At 71.9% G+C, this 17,931-nt stretch carries 7 protein-coding genes; 1 reads left to right on the top strand and 6 read right to left on the bottom strand.

Annotated elements, in window-relative coordinates:
• Window positions 1-18: 18 nt before the first annotated feature.
• The 3 genes from mutS to KF840_21380 all read right to left on the bottom strand — a co-directional run bounded on the left by mutS (window position 19) and on the right by KF840_21380 (window position 6,055).
• On the bottom strand, window positions 19-2,592 hold the full coding sequence (gene mutS / locus KF840_21370) for a DNA mismatch repair protein MutS (GenBank protein ID MBX3027454.1): 2,574 nt from the start codon (window positions 2,590-2,592) through the stop codon (window positions 19-21).
• A 146-nt stretch (window positions 2,593-2,738) separates the two neighbouring features.
• Window positions 2,739-4,325, bottom strand: coding sequence for a VWA domain-containing protein (locus tag KF840_21375; GenBank protein MBX3027455.1), 1,587 nt, complete (start codon window positions 4,323-4,325; stop codon window positions 2,739-2,741).
• Window positions 4,326-4,633: 308 nt separating this feature from the next.
• Complete coding sequence (locus KF840_21380) at window positions 4,634-6,055, bottom strand: magnesium chelatase (protein ID MBX3027456.1); 1,422 nt, start codon at window positions 6,053-6,055, stop codon at window positions 4,634-4,636.
• 131 nt (window positions 6,056-6,186) lie between these two features.
• On the opposite strand from KF840_21380, the gene corA reads away from it, so the two are divergent.
• Window positions 6,187-7,170 (top strand): magnesium/cobalt transporter CorA, encoded by a 984-nt coding sequence (gene corA / locus KF840_21385; GenBank protein MBX3027457.1) that lies wholly within the window; start codon window positions 6,187-6,189, stop codon window positions 7,168-7,170.
• A gap of 9 nt (window positions 7,171-7,179) precedes the next feature.
• On the opposite strand, the gene KF840_21390 is transcribed toward corA, so the two are convergent.
• The 3 genes from KF840_21390 to KF840_21400 form a co-directional block, all read right to left on the bottom strand.
• Window positions 7,180-8,160 (bottom strand): peptidyl-prolyl cis-trans isomerase, encoded by a 981-nt coding sequence (locus KF840_21390; protein MBX3027458.1) that lies wholly within the window; start codon window positions 8,158-8,160, stop codon window positions 7,180-7,182.
• A gap of 88 nt (window positions 8,161-8,248) precedes the next feature.
• Entirely contained in the window at window positions 8,249-9,367 is a 1,119-nt protein-coding gene (locus KF840_21395) for a hypothetical protein (protein MBX3027459.1), read from the bottom strand.
• Window positions 9,368-9,437: 70 nt separating this feature from the next.
• Window positions 9,438-17,924: a hypothetical protein gene (locus KF840_21400; GenBank protein MBX3027460.1), complete on the bottom strand. Its 8,487-nt coding sequence runs from the start codon at window positions 17,922-17,924 to the stop codon at window positions 9,438-9,440.
• Between the last annotated feature and the right edge of the window lie 7 nt (window positions 17,925-17,931).

Here is a 17,931-nt window from a genome sequence, read left to right on the forward strand (position 1 = left end):
CATCGGTGGCCTCTGACATCAGCCGGAGCGGCGGGCGCGGGTGACCAGCTCGTGCAGGCGGTTCAGCGCTTCGACGGGCGCCAGGCGGTCGACGTCGATGGCCGCCAGCTCGTCGCGCAGGCGGTCGTCGGGCGGCGCGAACAGGCCGAGCTGGCCGCCGGCGGCCGGAGCGCCGTCGAGGGCGAGCCGCGGCTGGCCGTTGGCGGTCAGCTCGTTGCGCTCCAGGTTGTGCAGGATCTGCCCGGCGCGCTCGATGATCGGCGCCGGCACGCCGGCCAGCCTGGCCACCTGGATGCCGTAGCTCTGGCTCGCCGGGCCGTCGACGATGCGGCGCAGGAAGACCACCTCGCCCTTCCACTCGCGCACCGCCACCGAGGCGTTGCGCACCCGCGGCCGGCTGCGCGCCAGGTCGGTGAGCTCGTGGTAGTGGGTGGCGAACAGCACCAGCGGCCGCTCGCCCGCCTCGTGCAGGTGCTCGGCGACCGCCCAGGCGATCGAGATGCCGTCGAAGGTGCTGGTGCCGCGGCCGATCTCGTCCAGCACCGCCAGGCTGCGCGGCGTCAGCTCGTTCAAGATGGCGGCGGTCTCCTTCATCTCGACCATGAAGGTCGACTCGCCGCCGGCGAGGTTGTCGGAGGCGCCGACGCGGGTGAAGAGGCGGTCGACGACGCCGATCTCGGCGCTCGCCGCCGGCACGAAGCTCCCCATCTGGGCGAGCAGCGTGATCAACGCCACCTGCCGCAGGTAGGTCGACTTCCCCGCCATGTTGGGGCCGGTGATGATCAGGATCTGGCGCTCGTCGGGATCGAGGCGGCAGTCGTTGGCGACGAAGCCCTCGCGCCCGGCCACCGCCTCGACCACCGGATGGCGACCCTCGACGATGGCGAGGCAGCGGTCGCGGCGCAGGCGGGGTCGGGCGTAGCGCCGCCGCTCGGCGACCAGCGCCAGGGCCGCGAACACGTCGAGGCGCGCCAGCGCCGCCGCGCTGCGCGACAGCGCCGCGTGGTGCGCCGCCGCCGCGCCCACCAACTCGGCGAAGAGCTGCGCCTCGAGCGCGCCCAGCCGCTCCTCGGCGCCCAGCACCTTGGCCTCGTGCTCCGCCAGCGCCGGGGTGACGAAGCGCTCGCCGGTGGCGATGGTCTGCTTGCGCCGGTAGTCCTCCGGCACCAGGTGCAGGTTCGGCTTGGTGACCTCGAGGTAGTAGCCGAAGACCTGGTTGTAGCGGACCTTGAGCGAGCTGATGCCGGTGCGCTGGCGCTCGCGCGTCTCGTACTCGACGAAGAAGCGCTTGCCGTGCAGCGCCAGCTCGCGCAGCTCGTCGACCTCGGCGTGGCAGCCGGCGCGCACCAACTGGCCCGGCCGCGGCTTCAGCGGCACGTCGTCGCTGATCGTCGCGGCGATGCGCTCGCGCAGCGCCGGCAGCGGGTCGAGCGCCGCCGCGACGTCGCGCAGCGCCGCCGCGGCGACGTCGGCGAGCTGGGCGCGCAGCTCGCCGATGCGCGCCAGCGCCGCCGCCAGGCCGAGCAGGTCGCGCGGCGTGACGCGCGCCGCCGCCAGACGGGCGGTGAGGCGCTCGAGGTCGCCGATCCCGCCGAGCAGCGCCGCCAGGCCCTGGCGCCGGCCGGGCTCGCGGACCAAGGTCTCGACGGCGTCGAGCCGGGCGCCGATGGCGGCGATGTCGGTGAGCGGCGCCAGCAGCCACTGGCGCAGCAGGCGACCGCCCATCGGCGTCTGCGTCTCGTCGAGGACGCTGAGCAGCGAGCCGCGGCGCTCGCCGCGCGTCGTCGCCAGCAGCTCGAGGTTGCGCCGGCTCGCCTCGTCGATGCGCAGCACCGCCTGCGCGGCGTCGGCCTCCGGCGCCCGCAGGTGGTCGACGCTGGCGCGGTGGGTGGCGGCGAGGTAGGCGAGCAGCGCGCCGAGCGCCGCGGCGACGCGCGGCGGCGCCTCCGCGCCATGGGCGGCGAGCCAGGCCGCGCCGGCGGCGGCGTCGAAGCGCGCCGCCGGCAGCGGCGTCAGCATCGCCGCCGGACAGGCGGCGCGCAGCGCCGCGGCCAGGGCGTCGTCGTCGGCCGCGATCAGCAGCTCGCGCGGCGCCAGCCGGCCGAGCCAGTCGGCCAGGTCGGCGAGGTCGGCGAGCACCGCCTGCCGCGTCTCGCCGGTCGACAGGTCGGCCGCCAGCAGCGCCACCGCGTCGCCGTCGCGCGCCACCGCCGCCAGGTAGTTCGGCTGCTTGGGATCGAGGTATTCCTCCTCGGTCACCGTGCCGGGCGTGACGACGCGCACCACCCCGCGCGACACGATGCCCTTGGCCAGGCTGGCGTCCTCCAACTGGTCGCAGAGCGCGACCTTGAAGCCGGCGGCGAGCAGGCGCGCCACGTAGGCCTGCGCCGCATGGTGCGGCACGCCGCACATCGGGATCGGCACCTCGTCCTTCTTGCTGCGCGTGGTCAGCGTGATGTCCAGCACCCGCGCCGCCGTCTCCGCGTCCTCGAAGAACAACTCGTAGAAGTCGCCGAGCCGGAACATGAGCAGCGCCTCCCCGACCTCCGCCTTGGCGCGCAGGTACTGCTCGAGCATGGGGGTGAGCTTCATGCAGCGGCGGATATTGTCACCCGCGCCCCACCCCGGCAACCTCCCACCGGCGCACGACGCATCGCACGGATGTCACGGAGCGCGCGCGACGCCGCTCCGCGACATCCGCGTGACCCGTGATCGAGCGCGGCGCCCGGGCAGACGGCTCACAGCCGCTTCCGCTTGCGCGCGATGTAGTCGACGAGCAGGTACTCGCCCAGGCGATCCGGCCGCGTGAACAGCGCGCGGCCGCGGTTGATGCGGGTCATGCGCTCGACGAACGCGCGCAGGCTGGGGCTGTCGTCGAGCATGAAGGTGTTGATGACGACGCCGTTGCGGGTGACGCGCTCGACCTCCTTCAGCGTCTCCTGCGCGGCGCGCATGCTGATGCCGCCGAACGACAGCGGCCATTCGCAGTAGAGGCGGCCGCGCGCGTAGTAGGCCGTCGGCTGGCCGTCGGTGATGACGATCATCTGCTGGTTCGGGCTCGGGTGCTTGGCGAGCAGGTCGCTCGCCAGACGCAGGCCGTCCTGCAGGTTGGTGAACGGATCGCCCATGTTCCAGCTCGCCTCCGGCAGGTCGCGCAGGGTGAGCTCGGTGGCGCGGGTGTAGAAGCCGACGACGGCGAAGTAGTCGCGCGGGAAGCGCGAGCGGATCAGGCTCTCCATCGCCAGCGCCACCTTCTTGGCGGCGGCGAAGCGGCCCTCCCAGCTCATCGACCAGCTCATGTCGAGCAGCAGGACGGTCGAGGCGGTGGTGGCGTGGATGGTCTCGTAGACCTCGAAATCCCCGGCCTGCAGCCGCAGCGGCGGGCGCGGATCGCGCGCCAGCGCGTGGCGCAGCGTGCGCGCGACGTCGACGTGCATCGGATCGCCGAACTGGTACGGCCGCGTCTCCTCCGGCCGCACGTCGCTGAGCCCGCGGTGGTCGGCCTGGTGGCCGCCCGCCCGGTCGCGCAGCAGGTCCTGGTAGATGTCGCGCAGCGCCAGTTGGCCGATCTTGCGCATGCCCTTCGGCGAGAGCTGGACGCGACCGCCGCGCTGGCCGACGTAGCCGGCCTGCTGCAGCACGAGCAGGAACTGGCGCAGGGTCTGGAAGTCCTGCGCCGCGTCGTTGCCGAGCGCCTCGCGCAGGTCGTCGAGGCTGATGGTCTCGAGCCGGCCGGCGAGCAGGTCGTCCTCGAGCTGCTTCAGGCGCTCCATCTCGCGCATCAGGTCGACCGCCTGCTCGTAATCGAGCGACTGCGGCCCCTGGAACAGCTCGCCGTAGCGGCGCTGGAAGTCCTCCAGGGCGCGCAGCGTCTCCAGCTCCTCGAGCAGCGATTCGAAATCGGCGCGGGCGTCGCCGTCCTCGAAGTCGTAGTCGCGCAACTGCTCGATGGCGTCCGACAGGCGGCGCGGCAGTTGGTCGAGCTGCGCGCGCTTGGCGGCGGCGGACTCGTCGTCCTGGGCGTCGAGCGTCGCCCGCTCGAGATCGAGCAGCTCCTCGAGCTTCTCCGCCATCGGGTCGAGGGCGCGGTCGAGGTTGTACTGCCGCTGCCGCGCGCGCCCCGCCTCGCGCAATTGCTCGAGGAACTCGTCGAGCCCCATGACCCGCACGCCGTCCATCTCGAGCCCGTGGCGCAGCAGCCACTCCCACGCCTGCTGCAGGTCGTCGGTGTACGACAGGTACTCGGCGAGCTTCTCGAACACCCGCTCCGCGGTCAGCCGCCCCTTCTGGCTGCCGTCCCACTCGGTGTAGCGGATGCGGTGCATGAAGGCAGGCTGTTACGCGGTTAGGCTGCTACGCTGTTAGGGATGGTGTTCGGACTCGATCTCATCGCTCCGACCCCCGACAGCGTAACAGCGTACCCCCCCTCACAGCCTCTCTTAGCCCTGTTGTGACGAAAACGTTCCACCACGGAGGCACGGAGACACGGAGTCACCTGGACAAGAGAGGGTTCAGGGGCGAGATCCCCAACGCCATCAGTAATGGCCATAGGGATTGCGCCCACCCGCCTTTCCCACGCTGCACCCTCCGTGTCTCCGTGCCTCCGTGGTGAAATTCTTTTGTCGTATCGAGGTTAGGCCTTGTAGCTCCATCGCGTCCCCTCGCCGTCGCGATTGAGCTTCTGGTGCAGGTGCAGGCCCTCGAAGATGAGCTCGCTGGCGGCGGCGATGAAGCCGGGGCTCTCGTAGGGCCCGAGGTGGCACACCGCCTCGCGCAGTCCGGGGATCTTCTCCACGCCCTCCAGGTAGTCCTGGGCGGGCATGGCGTCGCTCACCTCGACGCCCCAGCCGGCTTCGAAGTGGGCGATCACCGGCGCCAGTTGCTCGAGCGTCAGATGGCGGTCGAAGATCGCCAGGATGGCGCGGTTGACCAGGCGTTCGATGATGTCGGCCTCGCTGCGCTCCTCGGCGGCGTACTCGATCTCGATCTTGCCGGCGGTCGAGGCGTGCAGCGCGTGCAGGTCGCTCAGGCGCGGGACGATCTCCGACTCGCCGTTGCGCACGGCGCGCTTCTCGGCGTTGCTGAGCACGCTCTCGTAGTTGTTGATGGTGACGCGGACGCTGACCCCCGACGCCTGGTTGATGTCGGGACAGGCGCGCGCCTCGAACGTCACCTGGGCGATGATCGCCTTCAGGAAGTCGGGGACGTGGACGGCGCGGCCGCCGCGGTCGATCGCCGGCAGCTCCTGCTCCATGATCGCGATCTCGTGCGGCAGGCTGCGCGGATAGTGGGTGCGGATCTGGACGTCGAAGCGGTCCTTGAGCGGCGTGATGATGCGGCCGCGCGAGGTGTAGTCCTCGGGGTTGGCGCTGGCGACGATGACCACGTCGAGCGGCAGCCGGATCCGGTAGCCTTTGATCTGGACGTCCTTCTCCTCCATCAGGTTGAAGAGGCCGACCTGCACCTTCTCGGTGAGGTCGGGCAGCTCGTTGATGGCGAAGATGCCGCGGTTCGAGCGCGGCACCAGGCCGTAGTGGATGGTGTCCTCGTCGGCGAGATAGCGCCCCTCGGCGACCTTGATCGGATCGACCTCGCCGATCAGGTCGGCGATCGACGCGTCGGGCGTCGCCAGCTTCTCGCCGTAGCGCGCCGCGCGGCCGATCCAGACGATCGGCGCCGCGTCGCCCTCCTCGGCGACCCGCGTGCGGCAGGCCTTGCAGATCGGCGCGTAGGGATCGTCGTGCAGCGGGCAGTCCGCGAGCGCCGGGATCGCCTCGTCGAGCAGCGCCGTCAGGCCGCGGATGATGCGCGACTTGGCCTGACCGCGTTCGCCGAGGAAGACCATGTGGTGGCCGGCGAGCAGCGCGTTCTCGATCTCCGGGATCACCGTCTCGTCGAAGCCGATGATGCCGGGCAGCAGCGGTTCGCGCCGCGCCAGCCGATCGAGCAGGTTGCGCCGCATCTCCTCGCGCACCGGCCGCACCGTGACGCCGGCGGCGCGCAGCTCTCCGAGGGTTCGCGGCCGGGCCGCGCCGCTCGTCGCGTCGGATGACATCGGCCGCGAGTATAGGGGGGTGCCTGGGGGTCGGCAACCGCCGGGGCGCGCCGTGCAGGGAGCGCGGAAGACGCCCCGCGGCGCCGCCCCGGCGATTGCGCCGCGGCGAGCGCCCGCTATAAGCGCCGCCCATGAACATGGTCGTGAACTGCGCCGCCTACGAGCACGGCCGGCGGGTGCGCAACATCCCGATCGACGACATCAGCGAGGTCCTCGAGCTGCCCGGGCCGTTCGTCTGGGTCGGCCTGCACGAGCCCGACGAGCCGCTGCTGCGCCAGATCCAGCAGGAGTTCGGGCTGCACGATCTCGCGGTCGAGGACGCGCTGCGCGCCCACCAGCGGCCGAAGCTCGAGGAGTACGGCGACGCGTTGTTCGTCGTCCTGCGCACGGCGCGCATCGACGACGGCGGCGCCGGGCACATCGTGCTCGGCGAGACGCATCTCTTCGTCGGCCCGCGCTACATCGTCTCGATCCGCCACGGCGCCTCGGCCTCGTATGCCGACGTGCGGCACCGCTGCGAGACCACCCCGCACCTCCTGAAGAAGGGCCCGGGGTTCGTCCTCTACGCGATCATGGACTTCGTGGTCGACCACTACTTCCCGATCGTCGACCAGCTCGAGGACCGGCTCGATTCGATCGAGGAGGCGATCTTCTCCTCCGCGACGCCGGACCGCGGCGCCGTCGAGGAGATCTACGACCTCAAGCGCGATCTGCTGGTCGGCAAGCGCGCGGTGTCGCCGCTGGTCGACATCTGCAACCGGCTGATGCGTTTCGATCTGGCGGTCATCCCCGAGGACACGCGGCCCTACTTCCGCGACGTCTACGATCACGCCATCCGCATCAACGAGACCATCGACACCCTGCGCGAGCTGGTCACCAGCGCCCTCGAGGCGAAGCTGTCGCTGATCTCGGTCGAGCAGAGCGACATCACCAAGAAGCTCGCCGCCTGGGCGGCGATCATCGCCGTGCCGACGATGATCGCCGGCATCTACGGCATGAACTTCGAGTTCATCCCCGAGCTGCGCTGGCACTACGGCTACCCCAGCGTGGTGGCCATGATGCTCGGCATCTGCGGCTTCCTCTACTGGCGCTTCCGCGCGGCGGGCTGGCTCTAGCCGGGCGGCTCACAGGCCGGGGAGCGGCGGCGGACCCGGCGGGCGCGGCGCGGCCGGCGGCGGCAGCGGCACGGCGGACAGTCGTTCGGGGTGCACCTCGACGTCGACCCGTCCCGCCGCCTCGGCATACAGCGCCTCCAGGCGCCGGTGCCGCTTCTCCGCCAGCACCTGGGCGCGGATCAGCGGCGCCACCTCCTCGAGCGGTCGCCGCGTCGCCGGGCGGGTGTCGACCAGCCGGATGACGTACAGGCCGTCCGCCGTCTCGAGCAGCGGCGCGAGCTGCCCGGCGCGTTCGAGCGCGAAGACGGCCGCGACGACGGCGGGAGCGAAGCGGCCGTCGGGTTGTCCGGCGACCAGCCAGCCGGTGTCGCCGCCGAGGTAGCGGCTCGCCTGGTCGTCCGAGTACTGCGCCGCCAGCGCCGCGAAGCGCGCCGCCTCCGGCTGCTGCTCCACTTCGGCGCGCACCGCGGCGGCGCGGGCCCGCGTCGCGACCACCGTGGTCTCCGCGGCGGGCTGGCGGAGGGCGAAGTGGATGATCGCGGCGCGCGCCGCGGCGGGAATGGTGAAGGCCTGGGGATGGGCGTCGTAGAAGGCGGCCACCTCGTCGTCGCCGACCCCCAGCGCGTCCAGGATCGGGTCGACCGCCTCCTCCCGATACTTGCCGGCGAGGATGTCCAGCATGTCGCGCCGCACGCCGTAGTCGTCGAGATAGCCGCGGGCGCGGCCATTGGCGGCCAGCACCTCGGTGCGCACCATCTCGTCCAGCAGGGCGCGCCGCGCCTCCTCGCTGGGGAAGTTGGCCGGGCCGCCGCGCCGCGCCATCTCGGCGCCGAAGTCGTCGACGCTGATCGACCGACCGTCGACGACGGCCAGCGGCGCCGCCGGCGCCGCGACCGGGGCGCGCTCCCGGCCGCGCGGCAGATGCTGCACGCCGATCGCCAGCAGCGCGCCGGCGATCGCGGCGAGGAGGAGCCTGCCCCAGGGCCTCACGGGCGGCGGCGCGACAGGGCGCGCGAGCGGTCGCCGGCGCGGCCGGCGCGGCGGAAGGATCCGCCCCGCCAGCCGGCCGGATGGCGCTTCAGGAGCCGCACGAGGTCAGCGCCCGGCTGACCGCCGCGATCAGCTCGGAGATGGTGATGGTGCCGTCGCCGTTGCCGTCGCCGGCCGGGCACTGCGCCACCGGCGTGGTGCCGAGGGCGATGTTGACCATGCGGATCAGCTCCGAGATCGCGACCTGGCCGTCGCCATCGCAGTCGCCGGCGCAGCCGCCCGTGCCCGGGGTCACGGTCGGCGTCGGCGAGGGCGTCGTCGGCCCGCCGGTGCCGGTGCGCACCGGCGTCGCGGTCACCGTCGGCGTCGCCACCCGCTGGCCGCAGGCGCCGCCCGGGCACTGGGCGGCGTCGAGGCAGGAGTAGCCCGCCTGGCTGCCATCGAGACAGACCAGGGTGGGCGAGACGCAGGTCGAGCCGGGGCACTGCGCGTTGCGCAGACACGGCAACCCCTTGCGCGCGCCGTCCAGGCAGAGCTTCTGCGAGCCGACGCAGGAGCCGCCGGCGCAGTTCTGCGCCACGTCGCAGCACTCGCCCGCCTGGGCGCCGCCGCTGCACGTGCCGCGCCCCGGGTTGATCGCGCAGGCGACGGCGGTGGAACACGCCGCCTCGATGCACTGACAGGCCTGCCCGTCGGCGCTGCCGCCGTCGCACAGCGCCCGGGCGACGGTGCAGAAGCCGCCGGGGCAGTCGACGTCGCCGACGCAGGTCTGGCCGTCCCGGCCGCCGCCGCTGCACAGCGCCTTGCCGCCCGAGAGATCGCGGCGGATGACCGTACCGCCGCGCACGGCGACCTCGCCCGCCAGACGGTCGTTGATGAAGAGTTGCACGGTGCTGCCGTCGAGGGCGGTGCCGGCGGGCAGCACCTCGCCGCTCTGGGTGGCCTGGGCGAGGGAGATCGCCAGACCGTAGAACGCCGGCGCCGCCGCGTTGGCGCCGACCACCGAGGATCCGAGCACGGTGTCGCCGAGGCGCGCCGAGACGACGCCGCCCGGCACCGGCTGGCCGTTGACCGAGACGCGCCCGTAGCACATCGCGTCGGGCGTGCTCAGCGCCGCCTGGCTCGCCGCGCCGCCGCAGGCGACGCTCAGGCAGACGGCGAGCAGCATCCCGGCGCGCCGCCGCGCGGCCGATTCCGTGGCAGCCATGGGTCCCGCCTCCTCGTTGCCGAAGGCCGTTCGCGGACGGCGTGTCGCGTGCGGCGCCGGCGTCTGCATCTCAGTTCCCCGACAGCGCATAGGTCTGGAAGAAGATGAGGATGTCCGAGATGCCCTTGCCGTCGCGGGCAACGCCATTCGGATCGACCACCGTGCCGCCACCGGCCACCGGCTTTCCGTAGATGAAGGTGTTGAGGCCCTGGTCGGCGTCGGCCAGCAGGGTGCCGCCGGTGATGATGAGCACCCAGCGCGTGTTCCACACCGAGCGGGCGATGGCGCGGCTCTCGGTCGTCACCTGGCCGGAGTCGAGCGAACCGCTGTCGTGATAGGCGCGGAAGCTGGAGTGGCGGCGGATGTCGCCGATCGGATCGCTCAGCGAATCGAGCTGCGGGATCCAGGTGAGGTCGCTGAGGGTGGTGTTGCCGATCGGGAACGGCACCGGGATGCGCTGGTCGAGGATGGCCCAGTTGCGGGTGCGGAAGTCGCCGGCGGCGGGCGACCGCAGCACGTCGGCGCCGACCGGAATGAGATAGACGCGCGGCGTGTTGGACAGCCCCTGGGCGTTGTAGTTCTTGAACCACACGCCCATGGTCCGCACCTTGGTGGCGAAGTTGGTCGGATCGTAGGCGCTGTCGCCGCCCGACAGCGGCCAGCCGAAGAAGTTCAGGCCGAAGGTGACGGTGGTCGGGATCGGGATGACGATGCCCGGCAGCGGCGTGCTGCCCTGCGGCCCGGGCGGGCGGGCGAAGCGCCGGAAGGCCTCGACGTCCCACAGGTTGGCCACCCGATGCTGCGCCAGGGTCGAGCGCCAGACGTCGTCCGACCCATCGAGGACGCGGAACAGCTCCTTGCGCAGCGAGAAGCGGTTGGTCTCGGTCTGCGGGGTGTTGAAGCCGAGCTGTCCCTTGAGGACGCTGAAGTTGGCCTTCATCTGCGCCAGCGTGTCGCCCAGCCCGGGCGAGCCGGCGACCGGTTGCCCGTCGACGAACTGGCCGAGGCTGCGCTGGCGGACGATGTCGGTGAGGAACTTCCGCCCCGCCTGCGGCGCCGTGCCCTGCAGGTTGGTCTCGTAGTCGTAGGCGGCGGCGGTGAGATACGCATAGCGCGACGCGAGATCGAGCTGCGCCCGGTACTTCTGCAGCGCGTCGTTGCGGAAGACGCGGAAGGCCATGTCGCTGTAGCGGCGCTCGGCGACCTTGGAGGCGGTCATCTTGCGGAACGCCTCGAGCTCGTCGATCAGACGCACGCCGCGGGCGAGCGTGCCCTGCAGGCGCGCCGCCGCCTGGCGCGCCGCCTCGGCCTGGGTCAGCGCCTCGAGCCGCAGGCTCGGCTCCTGGCGCAGCTTCTCGCCCAGGGTGCCGAGCAGGTTGAAGCTCTCGAAGTCATCGTCCAGGCCCTGCAGCGCGATGCCGTCGACCTGCGCCTGGATCTCGTTCGCCTGTTCGAAGCCGAGCTGCGCCAGCTCGGCCGCATCGCCGCCGATGCCCAGGCCCATGAGGGTCCCCGCGACCGTCGCCTTGAGCGCGCCGCGCACCCCGGAGAGGGCGTCGAAGGCCAGCCCCGTGACCTTGGGAACCGACTCCGCTCCGGCTTCGACGAAGCTCTTCATGGTCTCGCTGGTGCGCTTCAGGCCCAGCTCGACGCCCTTGGCGGCGAAGATCAGCGCGTTCATGCTGAGCTTGGTGTTCTTGGTGCGGTTGAGGATGACCAGGCGATCGGCGGCCAGCCTGTTCTGGCCGCGGATGGTCGAGAAGACGCATTCGATGTCGCCGATCAGCCGCTCGTAGTCCTTCACCGCGCGCTCGAACTGGGCGCGCGTCTGCAGCAGGTCGGACTGCGCCAACTGCAGCTCGCCGGGCGACTCGCGGGTCGTCCAGCTCGCGTCCTTGATGCGGCCGAAGCCGCTGTTCGAGAGCGTCACCGTCACCGTGCTCGGCGTCGTCACCAGCGTGCCGTCGGAGTTGAACCGCAGCTTGCTGCTGGAGTCGTAGCGGCAGGTGCCCTCCTGCGCTTCGCAGTTGTCGGTTTCAGGCACCGCCACGGAGAGCGTGTACGACGACGAGCCGGCGGTGAGCAGGTCCGGAATCTCGCCGGTCAGCTCGGATTCGTCGACCACGTTCCAGTTCCAGACGTCGGGCCCGGTGTAGCCCAGCTTGTAGGTGCGGCCCGGGCCGATGTCCTCCTTGTACGGCGAGCCGAAGAGCTCGATCAGGCGGTTGTTGTAGTCGCGCTCCTGCTGCGCCACGTTGCGGGCGAAGTCGACCGCGGTGTCCTGGTTGCGACGCAGCAGTTGCGTCAGGCCGTTGGCGTAGTCGAACACCCGTACCGCGTTGGCCAGGGCGACCCCGGCGCGATCCGCGATCTGCTCGTAGTGCTGCTTGCCCTGGACGCTCGAGCCGACCTGCAGGAAGGCGGGATCGACGTCGAAGGGCACGACGTTCTTGGCCAGGCCGAGCGGGTTCATGCCCTGGTCGACGAGGTCGAGCTGGGCCTGCACGGCGAGCGACTGGCTGGCGATCTCGGCCAGCTCGGGCACCGTCGTGCGGTCGATCTTCTCGATGCCCGGAGGGGCATCGCTCTGCGGCGGCAGGATGGCGTTGGCGACCACCCAGTCGAAGAAGGCGCCCTGACCGGAGCGGGCGGCCCACTCGGAGACGCCGAAGGCGCGGCTGGCGTCGGTGTCCTTGTAGCCCTGCCACTGGCCGGCCGGGTCGTCGACCCAGCGCTGGCGGTAGGTGAGGTCGACGATCTGCGCCCCGGTGCGGGCGCGCGCCGCCGCCGCGGCGGCGAAGCGGCGCTCGTCGGTGAAGTCGACCAGCACCTCGCTGCCGGCGACCAGGACCGAATCCGAGCGCGGCAGCCAGATGAAGTTGGGATGGCGCAGCAGCTTGTAGTAGCCGGTGAGCGCCGTCAGGTAGTGCCCCCAGGCGTCGCCGTGCCCCTGCGGGAAGAGCTTGCGGGCATCGAATTCGTCGATGTCGCCGTCGCCGTCCTGGTCGGTGATCTTGTAGTTCTGCTGGTAGGCCACCTGGCCGTTGCGGCCGGTGAAGTTCCAGATCAGGCGGTTGTACACCGGCGGCGCCCCGCCGCTGTCGTCGCGGCCGCGCAGCAGCGCCAGCTCCTCGCTGAGCAGCGAGTCGGTCTGGTCCTGGAAGGCGAAGATCGACGGCGCGGCGGTGCCGAACTGGCCGCTGGTGTCGAAACCGATGGTCGGATCGAGGGCGTCGCCGAAGGCCTCGTTGCCGAGCAGCATGTAGAGGTCGGCGATGCGCGCCGCGACGTCGAGCAGCTTGCTGTCGACGGCGCCGACGCTCAGCCCCTGGTCGATCGACAGGCCGCGGCCGCGATCGAGCACCGTCTCGTAGATGTCGATCAAGCCGACGCTGTTGAGCGCGTCGGCGTCGGAGTTGAAGGCGATCGGCCCCTCGAAGCGCGCCCCGGCCGAGACCAGGGCGTTGGCGAGCGTGTCGACGCCGTTGTTGCGGAAGTCCTTGGTCCGCTGGTCGAAGGGGTTCAGCCCGGCGGTGACGCGGGTCAGCCAGCCCGGCACGAGCTGGGCGCGCGGATCGGTCGCCTGCGTCGGCCCGAGCGGGGCGCCAGCCCACTGGCTCGGTTCCGTCGCGTTGCTGCACAACGGGTAGCCGCGATAGCGCGCCACGACGCAGGTGTCGGCGAGGCTGGTGACGCCGGGGCCGCTGAGCGTCACGTCCGACACGCCCATCCCGCCGGGGAGCGGGATCCAAGGCGCGCTGACCGGCGCCGGATATGCGGGCACGGCGATGCTGCGGCAGTCCTTCTCCTTGAGCGCGTAGTACCACTCGAACGCGAGGCCGCTCGGATCGCCGCCGAAGTCGCCGCTGTGGCGCAGGGTGATCGCCTCGTCGAAGACGTTGGCGGCGGGGACGATGTGGACCTGGCCCTGGTAGACGCCGCAGTCGACGCGCAGCACCGACAGGGTGATCGGCAGCGGGCTGAGGGTCGGGTCGTTGTTGAAGGCGACGGTGACGTACCCGGTGCCGTCGGCGAGGCCGGCCGAGAGGGCCTTGGGGCCGAGCAGTTGCTCCGCCACCACCTTGTTGCCGCGCATGGTGAAGCCGACGTCGAGGGCGTCGTCGGCCATGCCGTCGCCGTCGGCGTCGACGTCGTTCGGATTGCGCGACTTCATGTAGAGGGCGTCGACCGCGGTCTTCCACGCCGGGACGGTGCTCAACGCCTTCAGCTCGTCGCGCTCGCGGGCGGTCATGACGTTGAGCGCCAGGAACGGCTCGCCGAGGCCGCTGTCGTCGAACACGCCCTTGATCGACAGGCGCTTGGCGGTGGCGTCGTAGAACAGCCGCTGGCTGACGCCCGGCGACAGCTTGCGCTCGCCGTTCTCGCCGCCGGTGATCTGCGACTGCAGACCGCGGCGGACCGAGACGATGTCGGTCGGCAGCGCCTCCAGCGTCACCGCGCGCGGCGTCAGCGGATCGATCAGCCGCACCAGCTTCGCCGGCTCGTTGGCGGCGTCGGGAGCCGGGGATGTGGTCTCGAAGACGACGCTGGCCGCCGCCTGCGTGGAGATCGCCGGCAGGCCGCGCTTCGGCTTGAGCAGCGTCTCGCCGATCTGCAGGACCGGCGGGTTCGCCGGCCAGACGGCGTTGTACGTCACCCGGCGCTGCGTGCCGGCGTCGACCAGCCAGGGCTCGCAGGTCCCGACCGGCACGTCCGGCGTGCCGTCGCCGTCGAAGTCGGTGTAGAAGCCCTGCTGCACCGGATAGTCGTAACGGGCGCGGATGGTGCCGGCGGAGCGCGCCCACCACCCCTTCCAGGTGCCGTCGTCGCCGATGCCGATGTGGTCCTTGAACAGCGCCAGATTGGCCGCGCCGCCGCACAGGGGATCCGTCGATCCCGACTGCAGGCAGGCGGACTGACACTGCGCGTCCATCGTGCAGGCGTCGCCCTCCAGCGATCCGCCGACGCAGCGTCCGCCCTGACAGGCCGGGCTGGTCGCGGCGCAGTCGCTGGCCAGCGGCGCGCACGATTCGACGCACGGCGGCAGCACGGTGAGCGGATACGGCGGCTGGATGTGCTGGCCGGCGGTCGCCGGATAGACGTCGGTGTACGGCGGATCGACGAGCGCCACGCCGTAGACGCGCATCCGCCACGCCTGGGTCGCCGGGTCGCGGTACTTGAGCAGGACGTAGGGATCGGAGAGGCCGAGGGTCGCGTTCAGGTCGTTGCGCAGGGCGAAGACGGCGTTGACCCCGGTGCCGGCGTTCGAGGGCAGCAGCAGCGCGTGCTCCTCGTTGGGATTGAAGCCGGCCAGGGCGGGGTCGTCCTGGCTGTAGATCTGCGCCGCGGGGAAAGCGGCGGGCGTCAGCGGCGGCTGCACCTGGCAGGTGCCGCTGGCGCAGTCGCCGTCGTTCTGGCAGGCGCCGCGCACGTCGCGGCAGCGCCCGTCCGAACCGAGACCGCTGGCGACGATGATGGTGTCGGGATTCGCCGGCCACTGGCAGTCGTAGCGCACCGCCTTGGAGGGCCAGGCGATGCCGCGCCCGTCCTGGCGGTACCAGGCGATGAGCATGTCGTCCGCCGGATCGTCGGCGAGATCGCGGTTGACCGGCAGGATCGGCCCGCTGCGCGAGGCGTCGCGGGTGTAGGCGGCGCTGGCGCCGACGCCGTCGTAGCGCGCCCTGGCGTTGACCATCCAGCCGTTCTTGCCGTTCGGGTCGACGTGATCGGGGTCGCTCAGCGCCGCGCCGATCGTGCACGCGGCCGGTCCGCCGGAGGTGTTCTTGGCCGGGTCGAGGGTGCGCACGACGACCAGCGCGGAGGAGTAGTTGTCGGTGTTCGAGCTGGGACCGTTGACGAACAGCAAGGTCGCCCAGCCGCCGCTGGCGGTGAAGACCTTGGTGGCCGGGTTCACCGCCGCGTCGCTGTCCTGCGACTGGTAGAGGATGCCGCCGAACGACCAGGTGGACGCCGCGCTCAGCGGCCCGCAGGTCTGGCCGGCGCCGCAGTCCTGGTTGCGCGTGCACGTCGCGAACGGACGCGCGCTGTTGGCGGCGCAGCGATTGACGCGCGAGAGCTCGATGTCGACCGGCGCCGAGGCCAGGTGCACCTGCGGATCGTCGGGCAGGCGCACCACGCCGTTCACGTCGATGGTGCCGAGCTGCGGGTTGAAGTCCTTCTGCCACTTGATCTTCGCCGGCAGCTCGGAGGGCTTGGCGGCGAACAGCTTCTGGTCCTTGGCGGCCCAGAAGAAGAAGGTCTGCGCTTCGGCCGCCGACAGCCCGGTGATCTCGACCGCCGGCTTCACCGCCACCGTGTTCGCCGGCCGCGGCACCTCCCGGCCCACCACCCAGCGGTCGACCGGCAGGAGCCATTCACCGTCGTCGCCCGCCTTCATGGCGAAGCCCGTGCGCGACGGCGGCGTCACGCCGCCGAGGCAGAGCAGCGGCAGGTTGCAGGCGGTGGCCATGCAGACGCTGCCCTCGTTCAGCCGGTTGCACGGCTTGTTGACCGTCATGTTGTTCTCGAGCACCGGGCAGGTGCTCTCGCAGGACTGCTGGAACTTGCCGAAGGCGGCGGGCGCCAGGTAGCTGCCGACGATGGCCGCGCCCTTCGAAGGGCTCGAGGGGTCGCTGGCGATGTCGGTCGGCTGGTCCGCTCCGGCGCCGCCGGCGCGCTGCGCCCAGCTCCAGTTGCCGGAGTCGTCGTCGATCTGGCCGACGAAGATGTCCTCGCCCGACCCCGGGGTCGGCAGGAAGGGATCGAGCGGCAGCAGCGATTCCGGCACGAAGCTCGCCAGGCCGAGGTAGCTGGCGGTGGTGTACACCTTGCGATTCAGACCGAAGGCGAGCTTGCGGCCGAGCAGGGCGCCGCCCTCGTCGCGCAGCCCGGCCACCCAGGAGCGGCTGAGCGAGGCGCCGCCGCCGTCGAGATCGAAGCGGGCGACGGCGAGGCCCGGCCCGGTCAGCGAGCTGCCGCCGTAGGTGATGGTCTTGCCGGCCGGCAGGTAGCCGACCGCGGCGAGCCCGCTGGCGCCGTCGCCGACCACCTGCTCGGCGGCGAAGCCGAGGTCGAGGCCATTCTGGCTCTGCACCGCGAGGTCGGCCGCCGCCAGGACCACCAGCGGCGAGACGTCCTCGTAGTAGAAGGCGACATCGACGCTGGCGACGTCGCGCGTCGCCGGCAACGTGTTGATGGCGTCGAAGACCGCCGGATTGGCGATGCCGAAGTTGCCGCCCGCCAGCCGCGCCCGCACGGCGACGTCGACCGCGAAGCTGCCGCTGCCGACTTCGAACAGCCGCGTCACGTCGCCGTTGGCGTTGTTGGCGATGCCGCTGCCGACCTCGACCGGACGCAGCGTCCCGGCGTTGCGGGTGAGCGTCAACTGATTGTCCACCGCCCGGTTGGCGCCGCTGATCTGGTCGGCGATGGTCGTCGCGCTGGCGTAGGCGATGGTGTTCGCGGTGTTGCCGGTGGCGGCGAGTCGGAACACCGCCGTCCCGGACGGCGCGGCGCCGGTCATCGTGTTGCCGTTCGCCGTCTGGTCGTTGCGCAGGCCGAAGTAGATGGCGCCATGGGCAGCGACGTCGATGCCGGTGCAGGACACGGTGGCGCCGCTGCCGCGGCTCGGACTGCCGTTGACCGTGCAACTGCCGCCGCCGGGCAGCGTGTACACCGGCCCCCTGGCGATGGCGGCCGCCTTGGCGCTGGGGGCGAAGGCGAGGGTGTGGGCCGCCGCGATCACGCGCCCGCCCTGCACCACCACCGACTTGGCGAAGAAGTCGATCCCGGCCAGCGCGGCGGCGTCGGCGCTCGGCCACGTCTGGGTCGCGCTCCACTGGCCGGCGCTGCTCAGCTTGGCGAAGAAGGCGTCGGTGCGATCCTGGCGGCTGGCGATCGAGAACCCGCCGCCGGTGGTGGCGCTCAGGCCGCCCGCCACCCAGCCGCCGATGAAGACGTTGCCGCCGTCGACGGCGACGCCGGTGAGCCGCAGGCCCGACGTGCCGGCCGCCGCGCGCGACATCGGGCGCACCCACTCCCAGGTGCCGTCGGCGGTCAGCTTGGCGACGTAGGCGCTCTCGACGTTGCCGGCGACCGAGACCGAGGTGGGCGCGCCGCCGAAGGTGGCGGTGCAGGTCGGCGGCGCCGGCGACAGCGTGCCGCAGATGCCGCCGACGAGGTACGCGTTGCCGCTGGCGTCGACGGCGAGCTCGTTGACCGTGTCGGCGCCGGCGCTGCCGGCCACCCGGGTCCACAGCAGGTTGCCGTCGACGTCGAGCTTGACGACGACGATGTCGCCCTGGCCGGCGGCGTTGTACTGCATGCCGCCGATCGTCGCCGTGCCGCTGAAGGTGCCGGCGAGATACGCGTTGCCCGCCGCGTCGAACGCCAGCGCCTCGGGGCGATTGGCGGCCAGCGGTCCGAGGTCCAGGGTGTACGGCCAGCGCGCCGCCGCCGGCCCGGCGCCGAGCGCGAGCATGCCGATGACCAACAGCAGGCGGCGCGCCCTCGCCCCGGCGGCCCCGCTCAGTCCCCGAGCCGCGTGCTGCGTCCACATCGCCGTC

Source organism: bacterium (assembly GCA_019637795.1).
In the GTDB taxonomy this organism is placed as follows: Bacteria; Desulfobacterota; Binatia; order HRBIN30; family CADEER01; genus JAHBUY01.

Excerpts from the sequence above, each read along its gene's own strand:
- KF840_21400 (MBX3027460.1), bottom strand. The coding sequence starts at position 17,924 with ATGTGGACGCAGCACGCGGCTCGGGGACTGAGCGGGGCCGCCGGGGCG.
- KF840_21380 (MBX3027456.1), bottom strand. The coding sequence starts at position 6,055 with ATGTCATCCGACGCGACGAGCGGCGCGGCCCGGCCGCGAACCCTCGGA.
- mutS (MBX3027454.1), bottom strand. The coding sequence starts at position 2,592 with ATGAAGCTCACCCCCATGCTCGAGCAGTACCTGCGCGCCAAGGCGGAG.
- KF840_21375 (MBX3027455.1), bottom strand. The coding sequence starts at position 4,325 with ATGCACCGCATCCGCTACACCGAGTGGGACGGCAGCCAGAAGGGGCGG.
- corA (MBX3027457.1), top strand. The coding sequence starts at position 6,187 with ATGAACATGGTCGTGAACTGCGCCGCCTACGAGCACGGCCGGCGGGTG.
- KF840_21395 (MBX3027459.1), bottom strand. The coding sequence starts at position 9,367 with ATGGCTGCCACGGAATCGGCCGCGCGGCGGCGCGCCGGGATGCTGCTC.